Source organism: Herbiconiux dendrobii, assembly GCF_052048175.1.
GTDB lineage: Bacteria > Actinomycetota > Actinomycetes > Actinomycetales > Microbacteriaceae > Herbiconiux.
Genome location: NZ_JBLZQV010000002.1, coordinates 115,095 through 137,924 on the forward strand (window position 1 = coordinate 115,095; position 22,830 = coordinate 137,924).

21 protein-coding genes are annotated in these 22,830 nt (G+C 70.8%); 8 read left to right on the top strand and 13 right to left on the bottom strand.

Annotated features, from left to right (window positions below; genetic code table 11):
* Positions 1-120 precede the first annotated feature (120 nt).
* The gene (locus ACN4JJ_RS05555) at positions 121-939 is read left to right on the top strand and encodes a FadR/GntR family transcriptional regulator (RefSeq protein ID WP_440708920.1); all 819 of its coding nucleotides are present in this window, start codon (positions 121-123) and stop codon (positions 937-939) included.
* Between the two features lie 19 nt (positions 940-958).
* Here the strand turns inward: ACN4JJ_RS05555 and ACN4JJ_RS05560 are convergent, their stop codons facing one another.
* Complete coding sequence (locus ACN4JJ_RS05560) at positions 959-1,855, bottom strand: MoaF C-terminal domain-containing protein (protein WP_440708921.1); 897 nt, start codon at positions 1,853-1,855, stop codon at positions 959-961.
* A 190-nt stretch (positions 1,856-2,045) separates the two neighbouring features.
* Here ACN4JJ_RS05560 and ACN4JJ_RS05565 point away from each other — a divergent pair, with 190 nt between their 5' ends.
* The gene (locus tag ACN4JJ_RS05565; protein ID WP_440708922.1) at positions 2,046-3,557 is read left to right on the top strand and encodes a GMC family oxidoreductase; all 1,512 of its coding nucleotides are present in this window, start codon (positions 2,046-2,048) and stop codon (positions 3,555-3,557) included.
* 63 nt (positions 3,558-3,620) lie between these two features.
* On the opposite strand, the gene ACN4JJ_RS05570 is transcribed toward ACN4JJ_RS05565, so the two are convergent.
* The 6 genes from ACN4JJ_RS05570 to ACN4JJ_RS05595 all read right to left on the bottom strand — a co-directional run bounded on the left by ACN4JJ_RS05570 (position 3,621) and on the right by ACN4JJ_RS05595 (position 11,214).
* Positions 3,621-4,586 carry an AraC-like ligand-binding domain-containing protein gene (locus tag ACN4JJ_RS05570; RefSeq protein ID WP_440708923.1) on the bottom strand — a complete coding sequence of 322 codons (966 nt, stop codon included), beginning with the start codon at positions 4,584-4,586 and terminating at the stop codon, positions 3,621-3,623.
* 130 nt (positions 4,587-4,716) lie between these two features.
* On the bottom strand, positions 4,717-6,207 hold the full coding sequence (locus tag ACN4JJ_RS05575; protein ID WP_440708924.1) for an NAD-dependent succinate-semialdehyde dehydrogenase: 1,491 nt from the start codon (positions 6,205-6,207) through the stop codon (positions 4,717-4,719).
* Positions 6,204-7,295, bottom strand: coding sequence for a 3,4-dihydroxyphenylacetate 2,3-dioxygenase (gene hpaD, locus ACN4JJ_RS05580; protein ID WP_440708925.1), 1,092 nt, complete (start codon positions 7,293-7,295; stop codon positions 6,204-6,206). The genes ACN4JJ_RS05575 and hpaD overlap by 4 nt, the downstream gene beginning before the upstream one ends.
* A 112-nt stretch (positions 7,296-7,407) precedes the next feature.
* Positions 7,408-8,949: a 5-carboxymethyl-2-hydroxymuconate semialdehyde dehydrogenase gene (gene hpaE / locus ACN4JJ_RS05585; protein WP_440708926.1), complete on the bottom strand. Its 1,542-nt coding sequence runs from the start codon at positions 8,947-8,949 to the stop codon at positions 7,408-7,410.
* 2 nt (positions 8,950-8,951) lie between these two features.
* A complete protein-coding gene (locus ACN4JJ_RS05590; protein WP_440709559.1) occupies positions 8,952-9,665 on the bottom strand; it encodes a GntR family transcriptional regulator in 714 nt (237 codons plus the stop codon).
* Between the two features lie 13 nt (positions 9,666-9,678).
* Entirely contained in the window at positions 9,679-11,214 is a 1,536-nt protein-coding gene (locus tag ACN4JJ_RS05595) for a fumarylacetoacetate hydrolase family protein (protein ID WP_440708927.1), read from the bottom strand.
* A 127-nt stretch (positions 11,215-11,341) separates the two neighbouring features.
* On the opposite strand from ACN4JJ_RS05595, the gene hpaH reads away from it, so the two are divergent.
* Both hpaH and ACN4JJ_RS05605 read left to right on the top strand, forming a co-directional pair.
* Complete coding sequence (gene hpaH / locus ACN4JJ_RS05600; protein ID WP_440708928.1) at positions 11,342-12,127, top strand: 2-oxo-hept-4-ene-1,7-dioate hydratase; 786 nt, start codon at positions 11,342-11,344, stop codon at positions 12,125-12,127.
* Between the two features lie 53 nt (positions 12,128-12,180).
* Positions 12,181-12,987, top strand: a complete 807-nt coding sequence (locus ACN4JJ_RS05605; RefSeq protein ID WP_502263998.1) for an HpcH/HpaI aldolase family protein — start codon at positions 12,181-12,183, stop codon at positions 12,985-12,987.
* Positions 12,988-13,098: 111 nt separating this feature from the next.
* Here the strand turns inward: ACN4JJ_RS05605 and ACN4JJ_RS05610 are convergent, their stop codons facing one another.
* Together ACN4JJ_RS05610 and ACN4JJ_RS05615 are read right to left on the bottom strand one after the other, a co-directional pair.
* On the bottom strand, positions 13,099-13,377 hold the full coding sequence (locus tag ACN4JJ_RS05610) for a hypothetical protein (RefSeq protein WP_440708929.1): 279 nt from the start codon (positions 13,375-13,377) through the stop codon (positions 13,099-13,101).
* A 240-nt stretch (positions 13,378-13,617) separates the two neighbouring features.
* On the bottom strand, positions 13,618-13,773 hold the full coding sequence (locus ACN4JJ_RS05615; RefSeq protein ID WP_440708930.1) for a hypothetical protein: 156 nt from the start codon (positions 13,771-13,773) through the stop codon (positions 13,618-13,620).
* A gap of 134 nt (positions 13,774-13,907) precedes the next feature.
* Here ACN4JJ_RS05615 and ACN4JJ_RS05620 point away from each other — a divergent pair, with 134 nt between their 5' ends.
* From ACN4JJ_RS05620 to ACN4JJ_RS05630, 3 genes are all read left to right on the top strand, one after another.
* A complete protein-coding gene (locus ACN4JJ_RS05620; protein WP_440708931.1) occupies positions 13,908-14,234 on the top strand; it encodes a hypothetical protein in 327 nt (108 codons plus the stop codon).
* A gap of 142 nt (positions 14,235-14,376) precedes the next feature.
* The gene (aqpZ, locus tag ACN4JJ_RS05625; protein WP_440708932.1) at positions 14,377-15,153 is read left to right on the top strand and encodes an aquaporin Z; all 777 of its coding nucleotides are present in this window, start codon (positions 14,377-14,379) and stop codon (positions 15,151-15,153) included.
* A 162-nt stretch (positions 15,154-15,315) separates the two neighbouring features.
* Entirely contained in the window at positions 15,316-16,068 is a 753-nt protein-coding gene (locus tag ACN4JJ_RS05630; protein ID WP_440708933.1) for a GntR family transcriptional regulator, read from the top strand.
* Between the two features lie 55 nt (positions 16,069-16,123).
* On the opposite strand, the gene ACN4JJ_RS05635 is transcribed toward ACN4JJ_RS05630, so the two are convergent.
* From ACN4JJ_RS05635 to ACN4JJ_RS05650, 4 genes are all read right to left on the bottom strand, one after another.
* On the bottom strand, positions 16,124-17,488 hold the full coding sequence (locus ACN4JJ_RS05635; protein ID WP_440708934.1) for an FGGY-family carbohydrate kinase: 1,365 nt from the start codon (positions 17,486-17,488) through the stop codon (positions 16,124-16,126).
* 150 nt (positions 17,489-17,638) lie between these two features.
* Positions 17,639-19,069 carry an FGGY family carbohydrate kinase gene (locus ACN4JJ_RS05640; protein WP_440708935.1) on the bottom strand — a complete coding sequence of 477 codons (1,431 nt, stop codon included), beginning with the start codon at positions 19,067-19,069 and terminating at the stop codon, positions 17,639-17,641.
* Positions 19,066-20,562 (bottom strand): FGGY-family carbohydrate kinase, encoded by a 1,497-nt coding sequence (locus ACN4JJ_RS05645; protein WP_440708936.1) that lies wholly within the window; start codon positions 20,560-20,562, stop codon positions 19,066-19,068. Before ACN4JJ_RS05645 ends, ACN4JJ_RS05640 begins: the two co-directional genes overlap by 4 nt.
* A 47-nt stretch (positions 20,563-20,609) precedes the next feature.
* Positions 20,610-21,452 (bottom strand): class II fructose-bisphosphate aldolase, encoded by an 843-nt coding sequence (locus ACN4JJ_RS05650; protein WP_440708937.1) that lies wholly within the window; start codon positions 21,450-21,452, stop codon positions 20,610-20,612.
* Between the two features lie 207 nt (positions 21,453-21,659).
* Between ACN4JJ_RS05650 and ACN4JJ_RS05655 the strand changes: the two genes are divergently transcribed.
* Entirely contained in the window at positions 21,660-22,733 is a 1,074-nt protein-coding gene (locus ACN4JJ_RS05655) for a sugar ABC transporter substrate-binding protein (protein ID WP_440708938.1), read from the top strand.
* Positions 22,734-22,830: the final 97 nt, after the last annotated feature.

The window sequence follows — 22,830 nt, forward strand, 5'->3', positions numbered from 1 at the left end:
TCATAGGAATGGTGATGTGGATCGATATTGCAAATGTCTAACATTGGACATCCAACATCGGAAATATTGCACGCATGTGCCGGATATGTAAATGTTTTGTTTCGAGACCGAGAGGACAGCATGAGCCAGCGCTCCTTCGTGCCCGAGCAGCTGGAGCGCAAAGACGCCTCCGGCCAGATCGCGCGGCAACTCCGCCGTGCCATCGGCGAGGGCCTCTGGGAGCCGGGCGAGCGGCTGCCGAGCGAGCTCGAACTCGGCGAGACCTTCGACGTCTCGCGCGCCACCGCACGGGAGGCGCTGAAACTGCTCTCGGCCACCGGGCTGGTGCAGTCGGCGCGCGGGAGCAACGGCGGCACCTTCGTGGCGGTGCCTGATGCCGAGACGGTCGCCGAGCAGCTCAGCGACTCCATCCGGCTGTGGTACCGGGCCGGCAATGTGTCACTGAGAGACGTGGATGAGGCGCGCTGGGTGCTGGAGATGCACTGCGTCGAGCTCGCGGCCCTTCGGCGCACCGACGAGGACCTGGCGGCCATCGCACGGCCGGTCGAGGCCTCGCGCGACTTCGAGATGGACATCGTGGAGTGGCTCGACCTCGACCTCGAGTTCCACACGGCAGTGACTCGCGCCGCGAAGAACCAGATCCTCGAGCTGTCGATGAAGTCGGTGCACCTGATGAGGCCGGCCACCAACACGGTGTTCGTGGAGCTTCTCGACCGCGAGACGGTAACGAACCAGCACCACGCCATCTACCAGGCGATCGCTGCGGGCGACCCCGGTGCGGCCCAGGCGGCGTTCCAGACGCACGTGAGCTACCTCGACGACGTGCGCCGCGAGGCCCTCGCCGACGTCAGCTCGACCGAGGTCATCGTCGCATCGCTGCCCGCGCCACGGCCGGTCTCACGCCCGGCGCATCCGGCATCGCCCGACTCCCCGGCCTAGTCGCCCGCCCGGTCGACCTTCAGACGGGCTGCACGTCGGGGTAGGCGACGGCGCCGAGGGGGTAGATGTGGCCGCCGGCACGGGAGTGGGCCGCGGCGCCGGAGGCCGTGAGGCCGAGGAAGATGCCGGTGGTGCGCAGGTCGTAGCCGAGGTCGTGCAGCCACACGCTCGCCACGGCGATCTTGAACTCCCGGAAGCAGAAGAGGTACAGGCCCTCGTCGAACTTCCAGACGCTCGAACGGTCGACGTCGCCGTGGCCGCGCTGCACACCCTGCAGGCACTGCCACATGTAGCGCTCCGACGACATGTAGGTGTGCTCGTAGAGGTGCTCGGGGCTGTAGCGGTAGACGTTGCGCTTGCCGATCAGGTCGCGCGAGGGAGCCGGCGCGGGCCCGGAGGGGGCAGCGGCCGGGCCCGCCTCGGTGGCCGTGAGCACACCGGGGTGGAAGGTCTGCGTCACCTGCGGCTCGCCGTCGGCGGCGGCCTCCTCCGCACTGCGGATGCGCGAGTGCGTCACCAGCGCACGCCCGGTGCGGGTCGACCAGATCACCGTGATCGCCTCCCGCTCGCGGCTCGCCAGCTCGAGGTTCACGAACACGACGCCGGGGCGCACCTGCACGGCATCGTAGGGGTCGACGGATGCGGGGTCGCCGGATGCCGGGTCGACGGATGCCGGGTCGCCGTGTCCAGGATCCTCGTCGGCAGCCGACCCCCCGCCGAACGCGGGCGACGACCAGCGCGCGAGCCCCACATCCGGGAACTCGAGGCGCAGCCGATCCCCACCCAGGTCGAGCTCGACCCATCGCCCAGTCAGGTCCACGCCCGGCAGGCGGTAGGTGTCGATCCCGGCGGCGAACTCGTCGTAGCTGCGCCACTGGTCGCCCGCGGCCTCGAGGTGCTCGGAGATGTCGGCCATGGTGACCCCTTTCGTCGTCTGCGGTCGTCGTTCACGGGTGGATGCCGCCAGTTTTTCCGCAGAGCCGGGGGCCGAGGTTGTCGGGCCGGGCACGGGGATTGACTCTCAGCGAACGGATGCTCCGCCGGGAACCCACGGCCGGGCGTGCTCTGGCACCGTGGTCGCAGTGTCATCAGAGAGGAGACGCAGGATGATCGAACGTCCGGATGTGATCGTGGTCGGTGCGGGGTCGGCGGGGTCGGTGCTGGTGCGCCGCCTGGTGGATGCCGGGCGCAGCGTCGTTCTGCTGGAGGCCGGCGGTCACGACACGAATCCTGCGATCCACGACCCGGCGCGGCTCGGCGAGATCTGGCACAGCGTCGACGACTGGGACTACTTCACCGTTCCCCAGGAGCACGCCGCCGACCGCCGCCTGCACCTGCCGCGCGGCAAAGTGCTCGGTGGCTCGCACTCCCTCAACGCCATGATCTGGGTGCGCTGCGCCCCGCAGGACTTCGACCACTGGGCCTCGCTCGGCAACGAGGGCTGGGGGTGGGACGACGTGCTGCCCGTCTACAAACGGATCGAGAACTGGCACGGCGCCCCCTCCGAGCTGCGCGGCACCGAGGGCCCGCTCGACGTCACCACCTACGAGCTCGACCCCATCCAGCAGTCGATCCTCGACGCCGCGGTGCAGAGCGGTGTTCCCGAGAACCCGGACTACAACGGCGAACGCCTCGACGGCGTCTCGAAGGAGCAGGTGACGGTGCGCGACGGCAAGCGCCTGAACACCTGGCTCGCCTACGTGCAGCCCGTGATCGACAGCCCGTTGCTCGACGTGCGCACCGGCGCCTGGGTGCACCGGCTGCTGTTCGAGGGCACCCGCGTGGTGGGCGTGGAGTACGAGCAGGCCGGCTCCGTGCACCAGGTGTTCGCCGACGAGACCGTGCTCTCGGCCGGCGCCATCGACTCCCCCCGAGTGCTGCTGCGCAGCGGCATCGGCCCGGCCGACGAGCTGCGCGAGCTCGGCTTCGACGTGGTGGTCGACTCCCCAGGCGTCGGCCAGAACCTGCACGACCACCTGCTCAGCCCGGTGATCTTCTCCACCGAGCGGCGGATCGACCCGCCCACCCCGGGCAACGGCGTCACCCAGACCCACCTCTTCGCCCGCAGCCGGCCCGATCTCGAGCTGCCCGACACGCAGCCCATCCACTTCGGCGTGCCGATGTACGAGCCGTGGATGACCGGGCCCGAATGGGGCTTCACCCTGATGGGCGGCATCGTCTCGCCGAAGGCCCGCGGGCGCCTCACCCTCGCCGGCTCCGACCCGCACGCCGAGGTGCTGATCGACATCAACGCGCTCGGCCACGACGACGACCTGGCGGCCCTCGAGTGGAGCGTGCGCCAGGTGCGCGAGATCGGCCGGGCCACCGCGCTGGCCGAGGGCTGGGGCGCGACGGAGATCTACCCGGGCCCGGATGTCGACGACGACGAGGCCCTGCGCGACTACGTGCGACGCACCGCCATCACGTACCACCACCAGGTCGGCACCTGCAAGATGGGCGTCGACGAGCTGGCCGTGGTCGACCCGCGCCTGCGGGTGCACGGGGTGACGGGCCTGATGGTGGCCGACGCCTCGATCATGCCGCGCATCACCACGGGCAACACCAACGGCCCGGCCGTGGTGATCGGCGAGAAGGCAGCCGAGTTCCTGCTGGGCTGACGGTGCGGATGCTCGGCCCGCTCACCGAGAGCGCGGCCGGGCCTCCCTCACGGCGTCAGCAGGTCAGGGCGTGAGCCGCAGCGAGGCGAGCCGCAGCTCGCTCGGCGAAGCCCCGTGCGCGGCCTTGAAGACGCGCGAGAAGTGCGCGGCATCCAGGAACCCCCAGCGCGCCGCGATCGCGCTCACCGAGAGGTGCGCGTTCAGCGGATCGACCAGATCGCGGCGGCACCGGTCGAGCCGGCGCTCCCGGATCCAGGTCGACACCGTCGTGCCCTTCTCGCGGAACAGCCCGTGCAGGTGCCGGGTGGAGATGAAATGCGCGGCGGCGATCTGCGCCGGCCCCAGCTCGGGCGAGCCGAGGTTCGCGTCGATGTACCCGCGGATCTGCTGCATCAGCAGCTGGTGCGAGTCTCCGGATGCCGCCTCCAGGTCGAGCTCGCTGGCGAACATCGTGGTGATCAGGTCGAGCGCGGTCTGCACCAGCCTGGGCCCGGCGAGCCCGCCCACCCGGTCGATGTTCTGCGACACCGTGTTGAGGAAGGGGATGATCATGCCGCCGAGCCCGTCGTCGCTCGAGAAACGGTGGGCGGTGAGCTGCCCCACCATCTCCGGCGGGAGGCCGATGCTCTCGCGCGGGAACATCAGCACGAGCATCCGGATGTCCTCTTCGAAGACGAGCGAGTAGGGCCGGTCGGTGTCGTAGATGGCCAGGTCGCCGGGCTGGAGGAGCGCCTCGCGGCCGTCCTGGATGAGCAGACCGGTGCCCGAGACCTGCAGGCTGGCCTTGTAGTAGCGCGGGTCGTTCGCCTCGATCAGCAGCGGGGTGCGCTCGACGGTGTGGCGGGTGGCCTTCACCTCGGTGACGTGCACGGCGTCGACGTCGACCGTGCGCAGGCGGCCCCAGAACGGGCCGGCGCCGAGGCTGCCGACCTCCAGGGGCACGAACGATCCGGCGACGGCGTCGCGGAAGTCGCGGAATCCGTTCGACACCGTGGCGCGCACGGGGCCGGTGGGTCGGGGAGAAGCCATCTCGTTCACGTATTACCACCTTGTAACAGCGAGTCGTCGCCCGCCGGGGTTCAGGGCGGGCTGGTTGTGATTTTATCGCGCCGCGGGCCGGTGCGATCCGGTGAACCCCGGGAGGTTCACCGGATCGTGATCACGCGAAGGGGTCGGGCGTCAGCACGTACTTCGTCTCGAGGTACTCGTGAATACCCTCGAAGCCGCCCTCGCGGCCGAGCCCCGACTGCTTCACGCCGCCGAACGGGGCGGCGGCGTTCGACACCACGCCCGTGTTCAGCCCCATCATGCCGGTGTCGATCGAGTCGATCAGGCGCTGGCCGCGGGCCAGGTCCTTCGTGAACACGTACCCCACCAGGCCGTACTCGGTCGCGTTGGCCTTCGCCACAGCATCCGCCTCATCGGTGAAGGTCGTGATCGACAGCACCGGCCCGAAGATCTCCTCGCTCAGGATGTCGCTGCCCTGCTGCACGTCGGCGAGCACCGTCGGCTCGTAGAACGAGCCGGGCCCCTGCACCGCGGATCCGCCGGTCAGCAGGGAGGCCCCGCGCCCGACGGCGTCGTCGACGAGCGAGCCGACCTTGGCCACGGCCTTGTCGTCGATCAGCGGGCCGATCGTCACGCCTTCCTCGGTGCCGCGCCCGATCCGGAACGCCTTCACCCGCTCGGCGAGGCGGCGGCCGAACTCGTCGGCCACCTTCTCGTGCACGATGAAGCGGTTTGCGGCGGTGCAGGCCTGGCCGATGTTGCGGAACTTCGCCAGCAGCGCGCCCTCCACGGCCTTGTCGAGGTCGGCGTCGTCGAACACCACGAACGGGGCGTTGCCGCCGAGCTCCATCGAGGTCTTCAGCACGTTGTCGGCCGCCTGCTTGAGCAGTTGCACGCCCACCGGGGTCGAGCCCGTGAAGCTGAGCTTGCGCAGGCGGGGGTCGGCGATGATCGCGCCGGAGACCGGGCCGGTCGTCGTGGTGGTGATGACATTGACCACGCCCTTCGGCAGGCCCGCCTCCTCGAGCAGCTTCACCAGGAAGAGCGTCGTCAGCGGGGTGAGCGCGGCGGGCTTGATCACGCTCGTGCAGCCGGCCGCGATCGCGGGCGCGAGCTTGCGGGTGGCCATCGCGAGCGGGAAGTTCCACGGGGTGATGAGGAACGTCGGGCCCACCGGGCGCTGGGTGACGATCATCCGGCCGGTGCCCTCGGGGTTCGAGCCGTAGCGGCCCGCGATGCGCACCGCCTCCTCGCTGAACCAGCGCAGGAACTCGCCGCCGTAGGCGACCTCGCCGCGCGCCTCGGCGAGCGGCTTGCCCATCTCGATGGTCATCAGCAGCGCGGCTTCTTCTTTGCGCTCCTGCAGCAGGTCGAAGGTGCGGCGCAGGATCTCGCCACGCACCCGGGGCGGGGTCGCGGCCCAGTCGGCCTGCGCGGCGACGGCCGCATCCAGGGCCCGGGCCCCGTCGTCGACGCCGGCATCCGCGATGCTCGCGATGACCTCGCCGGTCGCGGGGTCGTAGACGTCGAGGGTCTTGCCGGATGCCGCATCCACCCACTCGCCGCCGATGTAGAGCTTCGTGGGGACGCCGTCGAGCAGTGTCTGCTCGGCCGGAGCGAGGCCCGTGCCGGCGGCGCTCACAGCGTGTTCCCGAGCTTGAAGCCCTCGACCGTGTCGTCCTTGCGGGTGTACGAGAAGCCGTCGGCGCCGACCGTGACGGCCATCTCGCTGGCATCGGTGCGCGCGATCACGGGCTGCGGGTTGCCGTCGAGGTCGAGCACCAAGGAGGCCTCGGTGTACCAGCTCGGCACCACCGGGTTGCCCCACCAGTCGCGGCGCTGGTTGTCGTGCACGTCCCAGGTGACCACCGGGTTGTCGGGGTCGCCGGTGTAGTAGTCCTGCGTGTAGATCTCCACTCGGTGGCCGTCGGGGTCGGTGATGTAGAGGTAGAAGGCGTTGGAGACGCCGTGCCGGCCGGGGCCGCGCTCGATCAGGTCGCTCTTGCGCAGCGCACCGAGCTTGTCGCAGATGTAGAGGATGTTGTGCTTCTCGTGCGTCGAGAACGCGATGTGATGCATCCGCGGTCCGTCTCCGCCGGTGAGGGCGGTGTCGTGCACGGTGTCCTTGCGGCGCAGCCACGCGGCGTAGGTGACGCCGTCTTCGTCCTGGATGTCTTCGGTCACGCGGAAGCCGAGGTCTTCGAGGTACTTGCGGCCGCGCGGCACGTCCGGGGTCACCTGGTTGAAGTGGTCGAGGCGCACGAGCGCGCCGGGGCCGTAGAGGTCGTAGCGCCAGGCCAGGCGCTCGACGTGCTCGACCGAGTAGAAGAACTCGTACGGGAAGCCCAGCGGATCGGTGACCCGTACGGAGTCGCCGATGCCGTTCACGAAACCGTCGCTGCGGCGCTCGGTGCGGCATCCGAGCTCCTTGTAATAGGCCTCGGCGAGGTCGACGTCTTCGGGCGTGCGCACCCGGTAGGAGAAGGCGGCGACGGCGGCGACCGGGCCCTGACGCAGCACGAGGTTGTGGTGGATGAACTCCTCGAAGCTGCGCAGGTAGATCGCGTTCTCGTCCTCCTCGGTCACCACGAGGCCGAGGATGTCGACGTAGAACTCGCGCGACTTGGCGAGGTCGGTCACCACGATCTCCATGTACGCGCAGCGCAGGATGTCCGGCGGCGTCGCCGAGGGGGTGGGGATGGGTCCGGTCAGGATGTCGTCATTCGTCATTGAACTGTCTTTCTCTGTTCGCCGACCCGTCAGTTCGTCCCGCTTCGGCGGGGTGAAAGCGGGAGAAAGTGACGGGTCGGCGGGAGGTGGGTGAGTTGGGGGGGGGAGAGGGTCAGTTGGCGCCGAAGCGGGCGGTGTGCACGGGGCCGAGGGTGATGTGCACGGCCTGCTGGTCGCTGTAGAAGTCGAGCGAGCGGTAACCGCCCTCGTGGCCTAGGCCGCTCGCCTTCACGCCGCCGAAGGGGGTGCGCAGGTCGCGCACGTTGTGCGAGTTGAGCCACACCATGCCCGAGTCCACGGCCTGGGCGAAGGTGTGCGCCCGCTCGAGGTTCGAGGTCCAGATGTAGGCGGCGAGGCCGTACTTCACACCGTTGGCGAGCTCGAGCGCCTCCTCCTCGGTGTCGAAGGGCGTGATCGCCACGACGGGGCCGAAGATCTCCTCCTGGAAGATGCGCGCATCCGGAGCCACGTCGGCGAACACGGTCGGCTCGACGTAGTTGCCGGTCGGCAGGTGCGCCGGGCGGCCTCCTCCGGCGAGCAGGCGGCCCTCGCTCTTGCCGATCTCGACGTAGCTCATCACCTTCGCGAAGTGCTCGGGGTGCACGAGGGCGCCCACCTCGGTCTTCGGGTCGTGCGGGTCGCCCACCACGATGTTCTTGGCGCGGGCGGCGTAGCGCTCGATGAACTCCTCGTAGACCGGGCGCTCGACGAGGATGCGCGAGCCCGCGGTGCAGCGCTCGCCGTTCAGCGAGAACACGCCGAACAGGGTCGAGTCGAGGGCGGCATCCAGATCGGCGTCGGCGAAGATGACGGCCGGCGACTTGCCGCCGAGCTCCATCGACATTCCCTTGAGGGTGGGCGCGCAGTTCGCGAAGATCAGCTGCCCGGTCGAGCTCTCGCCCGTGAACGAGATCAGCTGCACGTCGGTGTGCTTCACGAGTGCGTCGCCGGCCTCTTCGCCCAGGCCGTTCACGAGGTTGAACACGCCGTCGGGCACGCCCGCCTCGCGGAAGATGTCGGCCCACAGGCTCGCCGAGAGCGGCGTGAACTCGGCCGGCTTCAGCACCACGGTGCATCCGGATGCCAGGGCCGGGGCGAGCTTCCAGCTCTCGAGCATGAAGGGGGTGTTCCAGGGCGTGATCAGGCCCGCGACGCCCTTAGGCTTGCGGTTCACGTAGTTCAGCTGACGGCCGGGCACCTTGTAGGTGTCGTCGGCCTGCGCCACGATCAGGTCGGCGAAGAAGCGGAAGTTCTCGGCCGCGCGCTGCGCCTGCCCGAGCGCCTGCGTGATCGGCAGGCCCGAGTCGAACGACTCCAGCTCGGCGAGGCGGGCGTCGCGCGACTCCACGATGTCGGCGATCTTGTTCAGGATGCGCGAGCGCGCCCGCGGCAGCATCCGGGGCCACGGGCCCTCGTCGAAGGCCTGGCGGGCGGCGGCGACGGCGAGGTCGATGTCGGCCTTCTGACCGGCCGCGGCCTGCACGTAGGTCTCGTTCGACACCGGGTCGAGCACGTCGAAGGTCTCGCCGCCGACGCTGTCGACGAAGGCACCGCCGATGTAGTGCCGGATGCGCTCGGGCAGGCCCTCGGGGACGTGCGGGACGGGGGTGGCGGGCTGGGGCGCCCGGGTGGTGGGGGTTTCCTGGGTGGTCATGGTCATCGTCCTTGATTCACGGGGTGGGGCTTCTGGGGGTGGTGGGCGTTCGCTTGGTGATGGAGGAGGGCGTCGAGCGTGCCGGTGCGGTGGGCGCGGGCGGCGAGCTCGATGTCGAGGGCGGGTGCGCCGCTCTCGATCAGCTGCAGCAGGCGTTCGTGCTCCTCCACCGACTCCCGGGCGCGGCCGGGCACGAAGCCGAAGACCGAATCGCGCAGCACGGCGAGGCGCTTCCAGCCGCGGTGCACGAGGTCGAGGATGTGCGGGTTCGGGCAGTGCTCGAAGATCACGGCGTGGAACTCGCGGTTCAGCTCGGTGAAGCGGTGCGGGTCGAAGTGGTCGAGGCAGTCGCGCATCGCCGCGTTGATGTCGCGCGCCTCGACGAGGTCGAGCGGCGTCACGAAGGGGGCCGACAGCGCGGTCGCCATCCCCTCCACGAGGCTCAGCGTCTCCATCGTGTAGAAGTACTCGCGCTCGTCGACCATCGCGACCTGCGCGCCGATGTTGCGCTCGAAGGTGACGGCACCCTCGGCCTCGAGGCGGCGGATGGCCTCACGCACGGGCACCACGCTGATCTCCAGCTGCTTCGCGATCTGGCCCAGCACGAGGCGGTAGCCGGGCGTGTAGCTGCCGTTCTCGATGCGCTCCTTGATGTGGGAGTAGGCCCGCTCGGACTTGCTCTGCGCCGACTGGGCGGGCGTCACGGTCTCGGTCACGGTCTCGGGGGGTTCATTCGCCACGGTTCTCGCCCTCCTGCTGCTCGTTCGCATCCTGCTGCTCGTTCGCATCCTGCTCGGCGTACCGCGCCTTCCAGGCCGCGTTCATCGGGTAGAGCCCGTCGACCGACTCTCCCTCGGCGACCCGGGCGGCGATGAACTCCTCCTCGCGCTCCTGCACGATCGCGGCGTCGACCACCTCGTCGACCAGGTGCGGCGGGATGACGAGCACGCCGTCGTCGTCGCCCACGATCACGTCGCCCGGCTGCACCGCGGCGCCGCCGCAGGCGATCGTCACGTCGACGTCCCACGGCACGTGCCGGCGGCCGAGCACGGCGGGGTGCCCGCCCTGCGAGTAGGCCGGGATGCCGAGCGCCGACACCGCGGCGATGTCGCGGATGCCGCCGTCGGTCACGATGCCGGCGGCGCCCCGCACCTGCGCGCGGAGGGCGAGGATGTCGCCGACCGTCCCGGTGCCGGAGATGCCGCGGGCCTCGATGACCAGCACGTCGCCGGGAGTCAGCCCGTCGAAGGCGCGCTTCTGGGCGTTGTACCCGCCGCCGTGGCTGGCGAACAGATCGGGCCGGGCCGGGATGAAGCGCAGCGTGCGGGCGCGGCCGATCATCTTCTCGCCCGGATGCGTGGGCTTCACGCCGTCGATGCTCACGTCGTCGAAGCCGAGCTTGCGCAGCTGCGAGCTGAGGGTTGCCGTGGCCACGGAGGCCAGCTTCGCGCGGCGCTCCTCGGTGAGCTGCCAGGCGGGCTCGAGACCGGCGGCCTCGGCGCTGCCCCAGGCCTCGGCGCGCTGCAGGTCGTCGATCTTCGGGCCGGCGCCGAAGGCCCCGGGCTGCGACGAGCCCTCGACCACGCGCGTGACGAGACGGCCGGTCGACGGCGCGCCCACGGCATCCGGAGCGTCGACCTCGACCTCGACGGTCTGGCCGGGCCGCACCACGCTCGACCCGGCGGGGGTGCCGGTGAGGATGACGTCGCCCGGTTCGAGCGTGATCAGCCGCGAGAGGTCGGCGACGAGCTGCTCGAAGGGGAACACGAGGCCGGCGGTGGTGTCGTCTTGCACGAGCTCGCCGTCGACCCAGGTGCGGATGCGCAGGGCGGCCGGATCGACCGTGCGGGCGTCGATCAGGGCCGGGCCGAGCGGGGTGAAGCCGTCGCCGCCCTTCGAGCGCAGGTTGGAGCCCTTGTCGGCGTAGCGCAGGTCGTAGACGCCGAAGTCGTTCGCCGCGGTGACGGCCCGCACGTACCGCCACGCGCCGTCTTGGACGACGCCTCGGGCGGTCCGGCCGATCACGAGCGCGATCTCGCCCTCGAACGCCAGCAGCTCCGTGCCGGCCGGGCGCTCGATCGGCGTACCGCTGCCGCTCACCGAGGTGCTGGGCTTGACGAAGTAGGAGGGCTGGGCGGGCGTGCGGCCACGCTGCGCGATGCGGCTGGGGTAGTTCAGGTGCAGCGCGATCACCTTGCCGGGGCGGTCGGCGCCGGCGGGATCGTAGGGGATGACCGCGTCGGACGAGACTTCTTCGTACGTCATGCTGAGATCGTATACGATAAGATCGACGATGCAAACCATCATCTTCGTGCCAGCATGAGTGCGACCACGGAGGGCGACCGACATCAGGGCGGCCCATCGGCACGGAGCGAGAAGAGACGAGGACGTCATGCTCGACGAGGAGACGATCACCGCGATCGCGGACGAACTGGTGGAGGCGGCCCGCACCCGCACACCGGTTCCGCTGATCACCGCGCGCCATCCGGAGATGACCATCGAGGATTCGTACAGGGTGCAGTCGCTCTGGCGCTCCCGCAACGAAGCGGCCGGCCGCACGCTCGTCGGCCACAAGATCGGGCTCACCTCGAAGGCCATGCAGGCGGCGACCGGCATCGCCGAGCCCGACTTCGGCATCATCTTCGACGACATGGTGCTCGAGAGCGGCGCCGTGCTCGACTGGGGCGTCTACACGCATCCGCGGGTCGAGGTGGAGCTCGCCTTCCGGCTGAAGTCCGACCTGTCGGGCCCCGGATGCACGCTCTTCGACGTGCTCGCGGCCACCGAATACGTGGTGCCGGCCCTGGAGATCCTCGACTCGCGCATCGAGATGGAGGGGCGCACCATCGTCGACACCATCAGCGACAACGCGGCGATGGGCGTGATGGTGATCGGCGGGCGGCCGGTGCGCCCCGACGAGCTCGACCTGCGCTGGGCCGGCGCGATGCTCTACCGCAACGAGGGCATCGAGGAGACCGGTCTCGCGGGCGGCGTGCTCAACAACCCCGCCAACGGCGTGGCCTGGCTGGCGAACAAGATCGCGCCGCACGGCGATACGTTGAAGGCGGGCGAACTCATCCTCGCCGGCTCGTTCACGCGGCCGATGTGGGTGTACGCGGGCGACTCGGTGTTCGCCGACTACGGACCGTTGGGAGTCGTGACGTGCAAGTTCCAGTGAGCTCTTCCGGGGCATCCGGCGCATCCGGAGCATCCGCCGCCGGCCCCGGCTCCATCGACCCGGATGCCGGTTTCGCCGCCGCGCTCGCCGCCCACGACCGGCCGCTCGCCGGCATGTGGGTGTGCAGCGGCAGCCCGCTGATCGCGGAACTCTGCGCGGGGTCGGGCCTGGACTGGCTGCTGATCGACGCCGAGCACTCCCCCAACGGCCTCGAGTCGTTGCTCGCGCAGCTGCAGGCGGTGCACGGGTACCCGATCCTGCCGGTGGTGCGGCCGCCGGTGCTCGACCCGGTGATCATCAAGCAGTACCTCGACCTCGGCGCGCAGACCCTGCTCGTGCCGATGGTCGACACCGCCGAACTGGCCGAGCTCGCCGTGCGCAGTGTGCACTACCCGCCACGGGGCATCCGGGGGGTCGGATCGGCGCTCGCGCGGGCCTCGCGCTGGAACCGCACCCCCGAGTACCTGGCCACGGCGGCCGAACGCATCTCGGTGATCGTGCAGATCGAGTCGGCCGAGGCCGTGGCGAACATCGAGTCGATCGTGGCGGTCGAGGGCCTCGCCGGCGTCTTCCTCGGCCCCTCCGACCTCGCCGCCTCGATGGGCGTGCTCGGCCAGCAGGATCACCCCGACGTGATCGCCGCGGTCGAGCATTGCATCGCGGTAGCCACGGCCGCCGGCGTGCCGGCCGGCGTCAACGCCTTCGCCGAACCGCTGGCCCGCCGCTATCTGGCCGCCGGCGCCGCGTTCATCCTGGTGGGAGCCGATGTGGCGCTGCTCGCGCGCTCGAGCGAAGCGCTGGCCGACCGCTACGTCACCGCCCCGGGCCAGAGCGACGACCGGCCCGCTGCGAGCTACTAGCCGCCCGGCTCCGGCCTTCTGGCGAGGCTGGGCCGGCGAGGCTGGGCCGGCGAGGCTGGGCCGGCGAGGCTGGGCCGGCGAGGCTGGGCCGGCGAGGCTCAGGATGCCGCGTCAGCGGCGACGGAGGGCGCCCGTGATGCGCTGCCAGAGCGGGGACTTCGCGGGGGCGGTCAGGTTCTGCAGTTCGGGGAGGGCGCCGAGTTCTTGCACCTGCACGTGCTCGGTGGTGAGCACCGTGCCGGGCTCGGGGCGCGCCGCCGGTGAGCCACCGAGCGAGGGGCGGCCCTGCGAAACCCACTTGAGGTAGTCAGCGTAGGGATCGCCGTGCGGCGCGGCGACACCCGCGGGAGCCATCGCGGGGCTCGCCCGGCGATAATTCTGTCGCCCCATCGCCCGCACCTTTCGTTCAGGCCCTCACCCGCAGGCCCGTTCCCTCAGGCCCTCAGGCCCTTTCATTCAGCATCGTCCTCCGAGTGCGGATGCCGCGCATCCCCCTCCGGGATTCGTTACCAGTTCGTTTCCAACGGAGCCTGCGCCCGTCGAAAACAGACCGCTCAGGGGAGCGGCTTCATCCGTTCAGTAGTCGTGCAATGGGCAGGAGTCGTGCAGTGGTCAGGAATCGTGCGGCGGTCAGGCGGCGCGTGCCAGCACGAGCTCGCGCTCGAGGATGACGACGACACCGTCGCCGCGGCACTCGACGCAGAGGTCGACCTGGTCGAGCTCGAAGTCTTGCCGGGGGTCGGCGCCCGAGCCGTCGCACCGTTCGCATGTCTCGAAATCGTTCATGCGCCCATTGTGCGCCGCACCACCGACATCGGCGGATGCCACGCCGACTCCGCAGCCGACTCCCCGAGACGACCGCGCTCCGATGGGCAGTTCTCCCCATCGACGACCCGGATGCTCGCGCCTAGCCTCGGAGGATGACCCGCCACCGCGAAGCCCCGGACGAGAGCTCGTTCGAGGACTTCCTCTGGGAGGTGGACATCACCCGACGGCGCCCGGAGGCCGCAGGCCGAGCCCCCTCGACTCCGTCCCCTCCGGCGAAGTCCACTGCGCCGCCCGCCACCCCCGCACAGGCCGTCCCCGCGCGTCCCTCCGCGGTGCAGCCCGACTACCGCTCCTCGCAGCCACGCGCCGCCTCCCGCCGCCGGCGGCGCGTCCCCACCCGTCTCCTCGCCCAGCTGGCCGCCGGCATCCTGCTCGTCGGGGGCACCACCTGCCTCGTCGTGCTGGCCCTGATGCGCTGACCACGACACGCGACGTCACACCTCCACCCGGCCGACACCCGGCCGCTAGCCTGAGCAGGCGCACCGAACTCATGGGGGGATCGGGACGCCTCTCGGGGGTCTCATTCGCGCGCGCCCCTCGCCGCCGATGATTGGATCGACCGTGTCGTACCCCGCTGCTCCTGAGCCCTCCGAACCCTCGCTCGTCGCGAAGCTGATCGCCGAGGTCGCGGGAACCTTCCTGCTCGTGTTCGCCCTGGTGGGCGCCGCCACCTTCTCGGCCGGGTTCGACGCGGCCGAGGGCAACGTCTTCGGTGTCGGCTTCCTCGGCGTCGCCCTCACCCTCGGCCTCACCGTGATGATCGGCGCCTACGCCTTCGGCCCCATCTCCGGCGGACACTTCAACCCGGCCGTCACCCTGGGCCTGGCCGCGGCCGGCCGCTTCGCCTGGAAGGATGCGCCCGGCTACATCGTGGCGCAGCTGGTGGGTGCGATCGTCGGCGCGACCGCGATCTTCGCCCTCGCCGCGGGCGGCCCCGCGGACTTCCTCGACGACGCGATCGCCGGCGGCTTCGTCTCGAACGGCTACGGCGAGCTCTCCCCCGGCGGCTTCGGCATCGGATCGGCCATCGCCGCCGAGATCATCATCACCTTCCTCTTCCTCCTGGTGATCCTCGGCGTCACGCACGCCCGCGCCGTCTACGGCTTCGCGCCGATCGCGATCGGCTTCACGCTCACGATCATGCTGCTGGTCACCATCCCGATCGACAACGCCTCGCTGAACCCGGCCCGATCCATCGCCACGGCCATCTTCGGAGGCGGCGACTGGCTCGCGCAGCTCTGGGTGTTCATCGTGTTCCCAATCGTCGGCGCCCTGATCGCCGGTTTCAGCTACCGCTTCCTCTTCGACTCCGTGAAGAAGCTGCCCGCGCAGAACTGACCCGCGCCACCCCGAAGGCCCCCGCACGACTCCGATCGGCGGGGGCCTTCGGCATGCGACAGTGGCCGACCACCCTGCACGGCTGTTGTCCGCGCTGTCTGTACATTTAGCTCAGACGAATCCGACCAGACACAGTACGATGGCGGGCAAAGGAGAGGTGCAGTGTCGCAGACGATCGAGCGGGAATCCCCGGTCCCCTATTACGAGCAGTTGTTCGACATCCTGAAAGACCGGGTGCGCAGCGGCGACTTCCCCACCGACGAGCGGCTGCCGAGCGAACTCGAACTCTGCCGCGAATTCGGCCTCTCCCGCGCAACGGTACGCCAGACCCTGTCCAAGCTCGAGTCGGAGGGCTACGCGCGTCGCGTGCCGCGCCGGGGCGTCTTCGCGGCCGTGCCGGAGCAGTCCTCGGGCTGGATCATCCAAGACGCCCAGGGCTTCCTCGAACTGCAGCTGCGCCACGGCCAGACCGGCATCACCACGACCGTGGTGGATGCGCGATTCCGGGTGCCGCCCGCCCACGTCAGCGAGGCACTGGGCCTGGAGGCCACCGAGGAGGTCTTCGCCCTGGAGCGCGTGCGCTCGCTCGACGGCCGCGTGGGCATGTTCAGCACCAACTGGTTCCCGGCCGGCGCCGGCCAGACCATCGCCGCCGCCGACGACGTGCTCGCGGGCACCGGATCGGTGAACGTGACCCTGCGCCAGGCCGGCTTCATCACCAGCAGCGCCCGCCGCGTCATCCGCTCCCTGCCGGCGCCCGAGACGGTGGCGGCGCACCTCCAGCTGCCCCCGGATGCGCCGGTGCTGCAGGTGGGTTCGCTCTCCTGGGGCCACGACGAGCAGCGCTTCGACTACTACGAGACCTGGGTGCGCACCGACGTGGTGCCGCTCGAGGTCAACGTCGCCGCCAGCTGAGGCTCATTCCAGCCCCCACGTAGTGTCTGACCTCTGGAGTACCAGGCGGCCGGATTCAGGCCCGGCCGAGGGCCACGGCGGGGTCGGGCGCCCAGCCTCGGGCGCGCGCGGCCAGCAGGGCGGCCCCGACGGCGGTCACCTCGGGCTCGGCGATGACGGCGGTGGGGCGACCGGTGACGGCGGCCTTGATGTCGAGCCAGCCGGGCGAGCGGGTCCAGCCGCCGGCGAGCCGCACCTCGCGCGGGCCGCTCGCATCGTCACCTCCCGCAGTCTCGGCGTCGCGACCCACCGCGAGCACGGCGTCCCGCCCGACCGCGGCGAGCGCACCGAGCACCGCCGAGGCCCGGGCCAGGGGGTCGCTCGGGGCGTCGAGCGAGTACGAGGGGCGCCCGCCGCCGCGCGGACCGGGCACGAAGTAACCGGCCTCCAGAACAGGCTCGGGGTCGACGGCGCCCTGCAGCAGGAGGCGGATCTGCGCCGCCACCTCCGGATCCTGCGAGGCCCACTCCACGTTGCGCGCGAGCTCTTCGACCCGCAACAGGGTCGTGCCCTCGGAACGGATGCCCGGTGCCACGTCGACGTGCTCGTGGCGGGCCAGCCCGGGCCGCGGCGACTGCGCCACGATCACCTCGGCGGTGCCCATCGAGTCGAGCACGGCGCCGGGCACGAGCTGGTCGACACCCCAACCGCCGATCGGGTGATCGTGGCCGCCCGCGACGGTGACGGCGTCGGATGCCAGCACCCCCGCCGCGCGGAGCGCCGGGGAGTTCACCGCGCCCACCACGTCGCCGGTCCGCAGCACGGGTGGCAGCAGGTCGGCCGACCCGAGCGTCAGCGCGACCCGCTCGGCCGACCATTCCCGGTCGGCGGCGCGCCAGGCGCCGGTGCGCGAGGCGAGGGTGTCGCTGAGGAAGGGCCGCCCGCTCCAGCGCACCCCCGCCAGGTCGGCGAGCGCCACCCAGCTGCGAGCTCCGGATGCCGCGCGCCCGCCGGCCTCGAGCTCGGCGCGCGACCAGGCCCACCCGACGAGCGTGCGCACCGGATCGGTCTCGGCGTCGAAGGACTCGTCGTCGCGCAGCCCCGGGCGGAGCGCGCGGAAGATCCCGTGGCGACGCGGATCGAACCAGGCCAGCGCCTTCGTGAGCGGCCGCAAGCCGGAGTCGACGAGCACGCCGTCCTCCCCCACGCCCGCCGCGCAGATGGCGTGGATCTCGTAGTCGTCGGCGCAGGCCTCGAGCACCAGCTCCTCGATCGCGGTGACCAGTGCGTCGGCGTCGATCCACAGGCCTCCGGCGTCGCGAGGCGTCGGCCGCCCGGCCCGCGCGAGCACCGCTCCGTCCTCCCCGATCAGCACGACCTTGGCGTTGGTGGTGCCGACGTCGACGCCGCACGCGACGGCCCGCCGACTGCCACCGCCCACGCCCGCACCTCCCTAGACCCAACCGGCACCGGGACCGAACCGGCACCAAGACCGAACCGATCCTATTGCGCGACTCCCCACCCCGTCTGTGCACCCGTCCCGCTCCGGCCCGAGCCACGCCGGGCACGGCGGCCGGGCGGGAAGGCGCGCCTAGAGGGAGGCGTAGCCGAGGGCGGACTGGGCCGCCCGGTGCTGGGCGCCGATGTGCGGCTCGTGCGGGACCGGGGGCAGCGCGGTGACCGCGACCGGCCACGAGGGGAAGGCCCCCGTGAGGGTGGAGGCCGCCTGCATCGCGGCGCCCTTGGTGACGTACTCGTCGAAGGCGGGGAGGGCGACCGGCACGTCCGCCATCTGCGCCAGGATCTGCTGCACGGCCGGGCTCTGCGCCGCCCCGCCGATCAGCAGCAGGCGCGACACCGGGATGCCGCAGGAGCGCAGCGCGTCGAGCATCACGATCTGGCTGGCCAGAGTGCCCTCGATCACCGCGCGGGCGAAGTTCGGCCGGGTGAAGTTCACCAGCGAGGCGCCGAGCAGCGAGCCGCGCTCGTGCGGCAGGTCGGGGGTGCGCTCGCCCTCGAAGTACGGCAGCAGCGTGAGCCCACCCGCCCCCGGGGAGGCCTCGAGGGCGAGCGACGAGAGTTCGGTGTGCGAGCAGCCGAGGAGCCCGGCGCCCAGGTCGAAGTTGCGGGCCGCGTTCAGTGTGGCCACCAGCGGCAGGTGGTCGCCGGTCGCATCCGCGTAGCTGCAGACGTACCCGGCGTAATCGTGAACCGGCGAAGCGCTGCGGGTGTAGACCACACCCGAGGTGCCGAGCGAGAGCACGACGTCGCCCTCGGCGAGCCCCAGGGCCAGCGAGGCCGCCGCGTTGTCGCCACTGCCCACCCCGAGTGGGATGCCCGCCGGGACGCCCGGAAGACCGCCGCCCGTCACCCCCGCCGTGTCGAGGGGGCCCAGGATGCGCGGCAGCACGGCCGAGTGACCGAGGGCGTGCTCGAAGAGATCCGGCGTGTACGCCTCGGTCTCGCCCGACCAGTAGGCGGTTCCACTGGCCTCCGAGCGATCCGTCGTCAGCCGGCCCAGCCCCGCCGCGCCCGATCCGGCGCCGAAGCCCATCAGCCGCCAGGTGAGCCAGTCGTGCACCACGGCGACCGCCGCCGTACGGCGAGCGGCCTCCGGATCGACGTCCCGTAGCCAGCGCAGCTTCACCACGGTGTCCGACAGCGTGAGCGGCAGCCCGGTGCGCCGGATCCACTCCTCGCGCCCGAGCTCCTCGTTCAGCGCCACCATCTGCGGATGCGATCCGGTGTCGTTCCAGAGCGGCGAATCCGCGGTCACGGCCCCATCGGCATCCAGGAAGATCGGCGTGTGCTGCTGCCCGCTCACCGCGATCGCGGCGACATCGTGCAGCCCACCCGCCCGGTTCACGGCGAGCAGCAGGGCGTCCCACCAGCACTCGGGGTCGAGGATCGTGGCCGCCGGATGCACGGCCTTGCCCTCGCGAACCGTCCGCCCGGTGGCGAGATCGCGCACCGTCACCTTGCAGCTCTGGGTGGAGGAGTCTATTCCGGCTACCAGCGTCATGCGGGGAACCCCTTCAGGTACTCCCACTGCGCCCGGACGCCATCGGCCCACTCGGCCAGAACGGCGGTGCGCGCGGAGTCGGGCCGCACCTCCTCGGGCGAGCAGTCCTGCCACGAGGCGACGGTTCCGGATGCCAGCGCCTGCGCGCCGCGCGAGACCACTTCGGGGAACTGCGACACGCTCAGGGGGCGCCCGAGCAGGTCGGCCTTGAGCTGGGTCCAGAGCGGGTTCCGGCCGGCCGGCCCGATCACCTTCACGAGCACCGGCTCGGCGCGGAACAGCGCCAGCACGTCGCGGAACTGCAGAACCAGGCCGAGGAAGCAGCCGAACACGATGTCGTCGTCCGTCGCATCCGTCGACAGTCCGGCGATGATGCCCCGGGCGCGCGCGTTTTTCGCGGGCGGCGAACTGCCGCGGAACTGCGGCAGCACCAGCGGAGCGGTGCGCGGGTCGAGCGACCCGGCGAGGTAGCGCTCGTGCACGCGCGCGACGGTCGCCGTGAGCTCGTCGGCCGGCTGACCGAGCAGACCCTGCAAGGTCTGGAACGCGGATCCGCCCGTCGGGATCGACGCGAACAGGGCGTAGTGCCCCTCACTGCCGTCGCCGGCGGCGAGTCCGTCGCCCACGAGGCCGTTCGCGAGCTTGGAGCGTTCGGCGTGCTCGTCGAGCACCGGCGCCGCGCCGAGCAGCAGCAGTCCCTCGGTGGTGCCGGTCGAGTTGAGCAGCTCGCCCGGCGCGAGACCCGCCCCCACGGCGCCCACGATGTGGTCGTGCCCGGCCACGTGCACCACGACGTCGTCGGCCAGCCCGGCCGCCTGCGCGAATTCCGCGGTGACCTCCGAACCCGACGTGGCGGGCCGCAGCTCTGGAAAAAGGGAGACCGGCAGGCCCAGCAGTCCGCACACCTCGGCCGACCACTGACCGGTCGTCAGATCCAGCGCCATGGTGCGGCTGGCCAGCGAGTACTCCGACCAGCGCCGCCCGGTCATCCGCGCCGCCAGGTACTCCGACACGTTCAGCCACTGCAGCCCGTCGAGAGCATCGGATGCGGCGCCCGGGCCCGCCCCGTCCACCACGTGGTCAGCCGCCCACGCCGCCTTCGACAGCCCGTAGTTGCCGTTCACCGGCAGCCCGGTCACGCGGTAGACGAGCGAGCGGTCGGCCGGCGACAGGCGCGCCAGATACTCGGCGCCGCGGTGGTCGTGCCACAGGATCATCGGCGAGGCGAGCGACCCGTCCGGCCGCACCAGCCCGCCCGACTCGCCCACGCCGGTGATCGCGATGCGCTGCACCAGCGCGCGCTGCCCGGACGGCAGCGAGCGCACGAAACCGGTGACGAGAGCCCACAGGGCGTCGACGTCGTAGATCTCGCCCCAGGCATCCGTGACCGTCGGGGTGGCCTGGCGCGCCGAGGCGAGCAGGGTTCCGGCGACATCGAACAGGCAGAGCTTGACGCTCGTGGTGCCCACGTCGACGGTGATCGTAGGTAGCACTGGGGGTTTCCTTGCTTCAGGTGCGGTCGCGGGCGCGGGCGGGCCGCCTACGCGACCGAGGGGTTCAGGATGCGGATGCGGCGCTCGACCACGTCGGCGATGGCGATGACGGAGTCCTTCGCCACCCGGATCAGGGAGGTCTCGTCGGGGTTGGCGACGAAGGCCTCGCCGTAGCTGCGGATCATCGCGTTGCGCAGGTCGCTGGCCACGTTGACCTTCACCACGCCGAATTCGTTCAGCCGGCCGAGCTGTTCGGCCGGCAGGCCCGATCCGCCGTGCACGACCAGCGGCACATTGCCGGCCGCCTCACGCACCCGGGCGAGCAGGTCGAAGTCGATGCGGGCGTTCGGCGCGAAGCCGTGCACGTTGCCGACCGAGACGGCGAGCATGTCGACGCCCACGGCCTCGATGAACGGGGCCACCTGGGCCGGGTTCGTGGTGTTCGCGTACTCGGGGGCGACGTCGTCCTCCTTGCCGCCGATGCTGCCGAGCTCGGCCTCGAGGGCGATGTCGGGGCCGCACATCGCGCGGGCCTTGGCCGAGGTGGCCACGTTGTCCTCGAACGAGGCCTCGGAGTCGTCGATCATGATCGAGGTGAAGCGGGCGGCGAGAGCCGACTCCACCGCGTCGAGCGACTTGCCGTGGTCCAGGTGCAGAGCGACCGGCACCCGGGTGTCCGCCAGGCGGCGCGACACCATGTCGTAGATGTACTCGTAGCCCGAGAGCGCCACGTTGGTGGGGGCGACCTGGATGAAGGTGGGCACTCCGACCCGCTCGATGGCGTCGACGATCCCCATCGTCGTCTCGAGGTTGGTGGTGTTGAAGGCGCCGGCGACGAGGCCGCGTGACACGCATTCGTTGATTACTTCCAGGCCACTGACCAAAGCCATTGCAAGTCCTTCCGGGGTGGATCGGGTTCGGCCTTCACAGTAGCGCCCTACAGTCCGTATTGTCGAGTCTGTACGTACAGAACAGACGACTTGTGCATTTCACGATCCGAGATGTATGTTCTGTACGTACAATCCGTACTACCTGTTCGGAGACCCGGCGCACGCCGGAGCATCCGTAGTCCTGCCACTTCAGAGAGGAAGTCCGCAATGCGAACCACAGCGAAGACGGGAGTCGTGCTTGCCGGCCTGACCGCGAGCGCCCTGCTGCTCGCCGGATGCTCGAGCGAGGGATCCACCGCGATCAGCGCCGACACCCCCAAGAGCGAGATCCTGCTCAGCTACTCCCAGCCGCACACCGACCCGTTCCAGAACGCCGAGAACGTCGGCTCGATGGAGCGCTTCGCGGAAGAGGGCTACGGCACCATCCCGGCCACCAACGCCGACCGCGACGCCGCGCAGCAGCTCACCGACATCCAGACCCTCATCAACAAGGGCGCCAAGGGCCTGGTCATCTCGGTGGGCGACGCGGATGCCATCGTGCCGGCGATCGAGTACGCGAACGACGCCAGCGTGCCGATCGTGGCCATCGACGAGGCGCCCGCCTCGGGCAACATCGCCATGATCGTGCGCGCCGACAACGTGAACATGGGCGCTCTCGCCTGCGAGGAGATGGGCAGCCGCGTGAAGGCCGGCGACGCCGTCATCACGCTCGACGGCGACCCGGTCACCTCCAACGGCCGCGACCGCACCAACGGCTTCAACGACTGCATGGCCGAGAACTACCCCGACGTGAAGCTCGTGAACGTCGCCACCGAGTGGGACCCCTCGAAGGCGGCATCCGGCATCGAGACCGCGATGAACCAGTACACGAACATCGCCGGCATCTACAACCAGAGCGACGCCACGTTCTTCCCGACGATCCTCGACACCCTCGACTCGCTCGGCAAGCTCATCCCCGTGGGCCAGCCCGGCCACGTGGTGCAGGTGTCGGTCGACGCCAGCCCGATGGCGATGACCGCGATCCGCGACGGCTGGCTCGACGCCGCCGTGGCGCAGCCGATGACCGACTACATCGACTACGGCGTGGACTACCTCACCCGCGCGATCTCGGGCGAGACCTTCGAGGCCGGCGAGACCGACCACGGCAGTGTCATCGAGGAGCGCAACGGCAACCTGGTCGACCTGCTGCCGACCCCGGTCGTCACGGCCGAGAACGTCGACGACCCGGAGCTGTGGGGCAACAAGGAGTTCGCGCTCCAGGCCTTCGGCGTCGCGGAGTAGACCCGCTCGACCCCGGATGCGCGGGCCGGCTCCCCCGGGCCGGCCCGCGCATCCGGCCTCCGCACACCCCGACATCACCTTCCACGCGGCCCCTTTC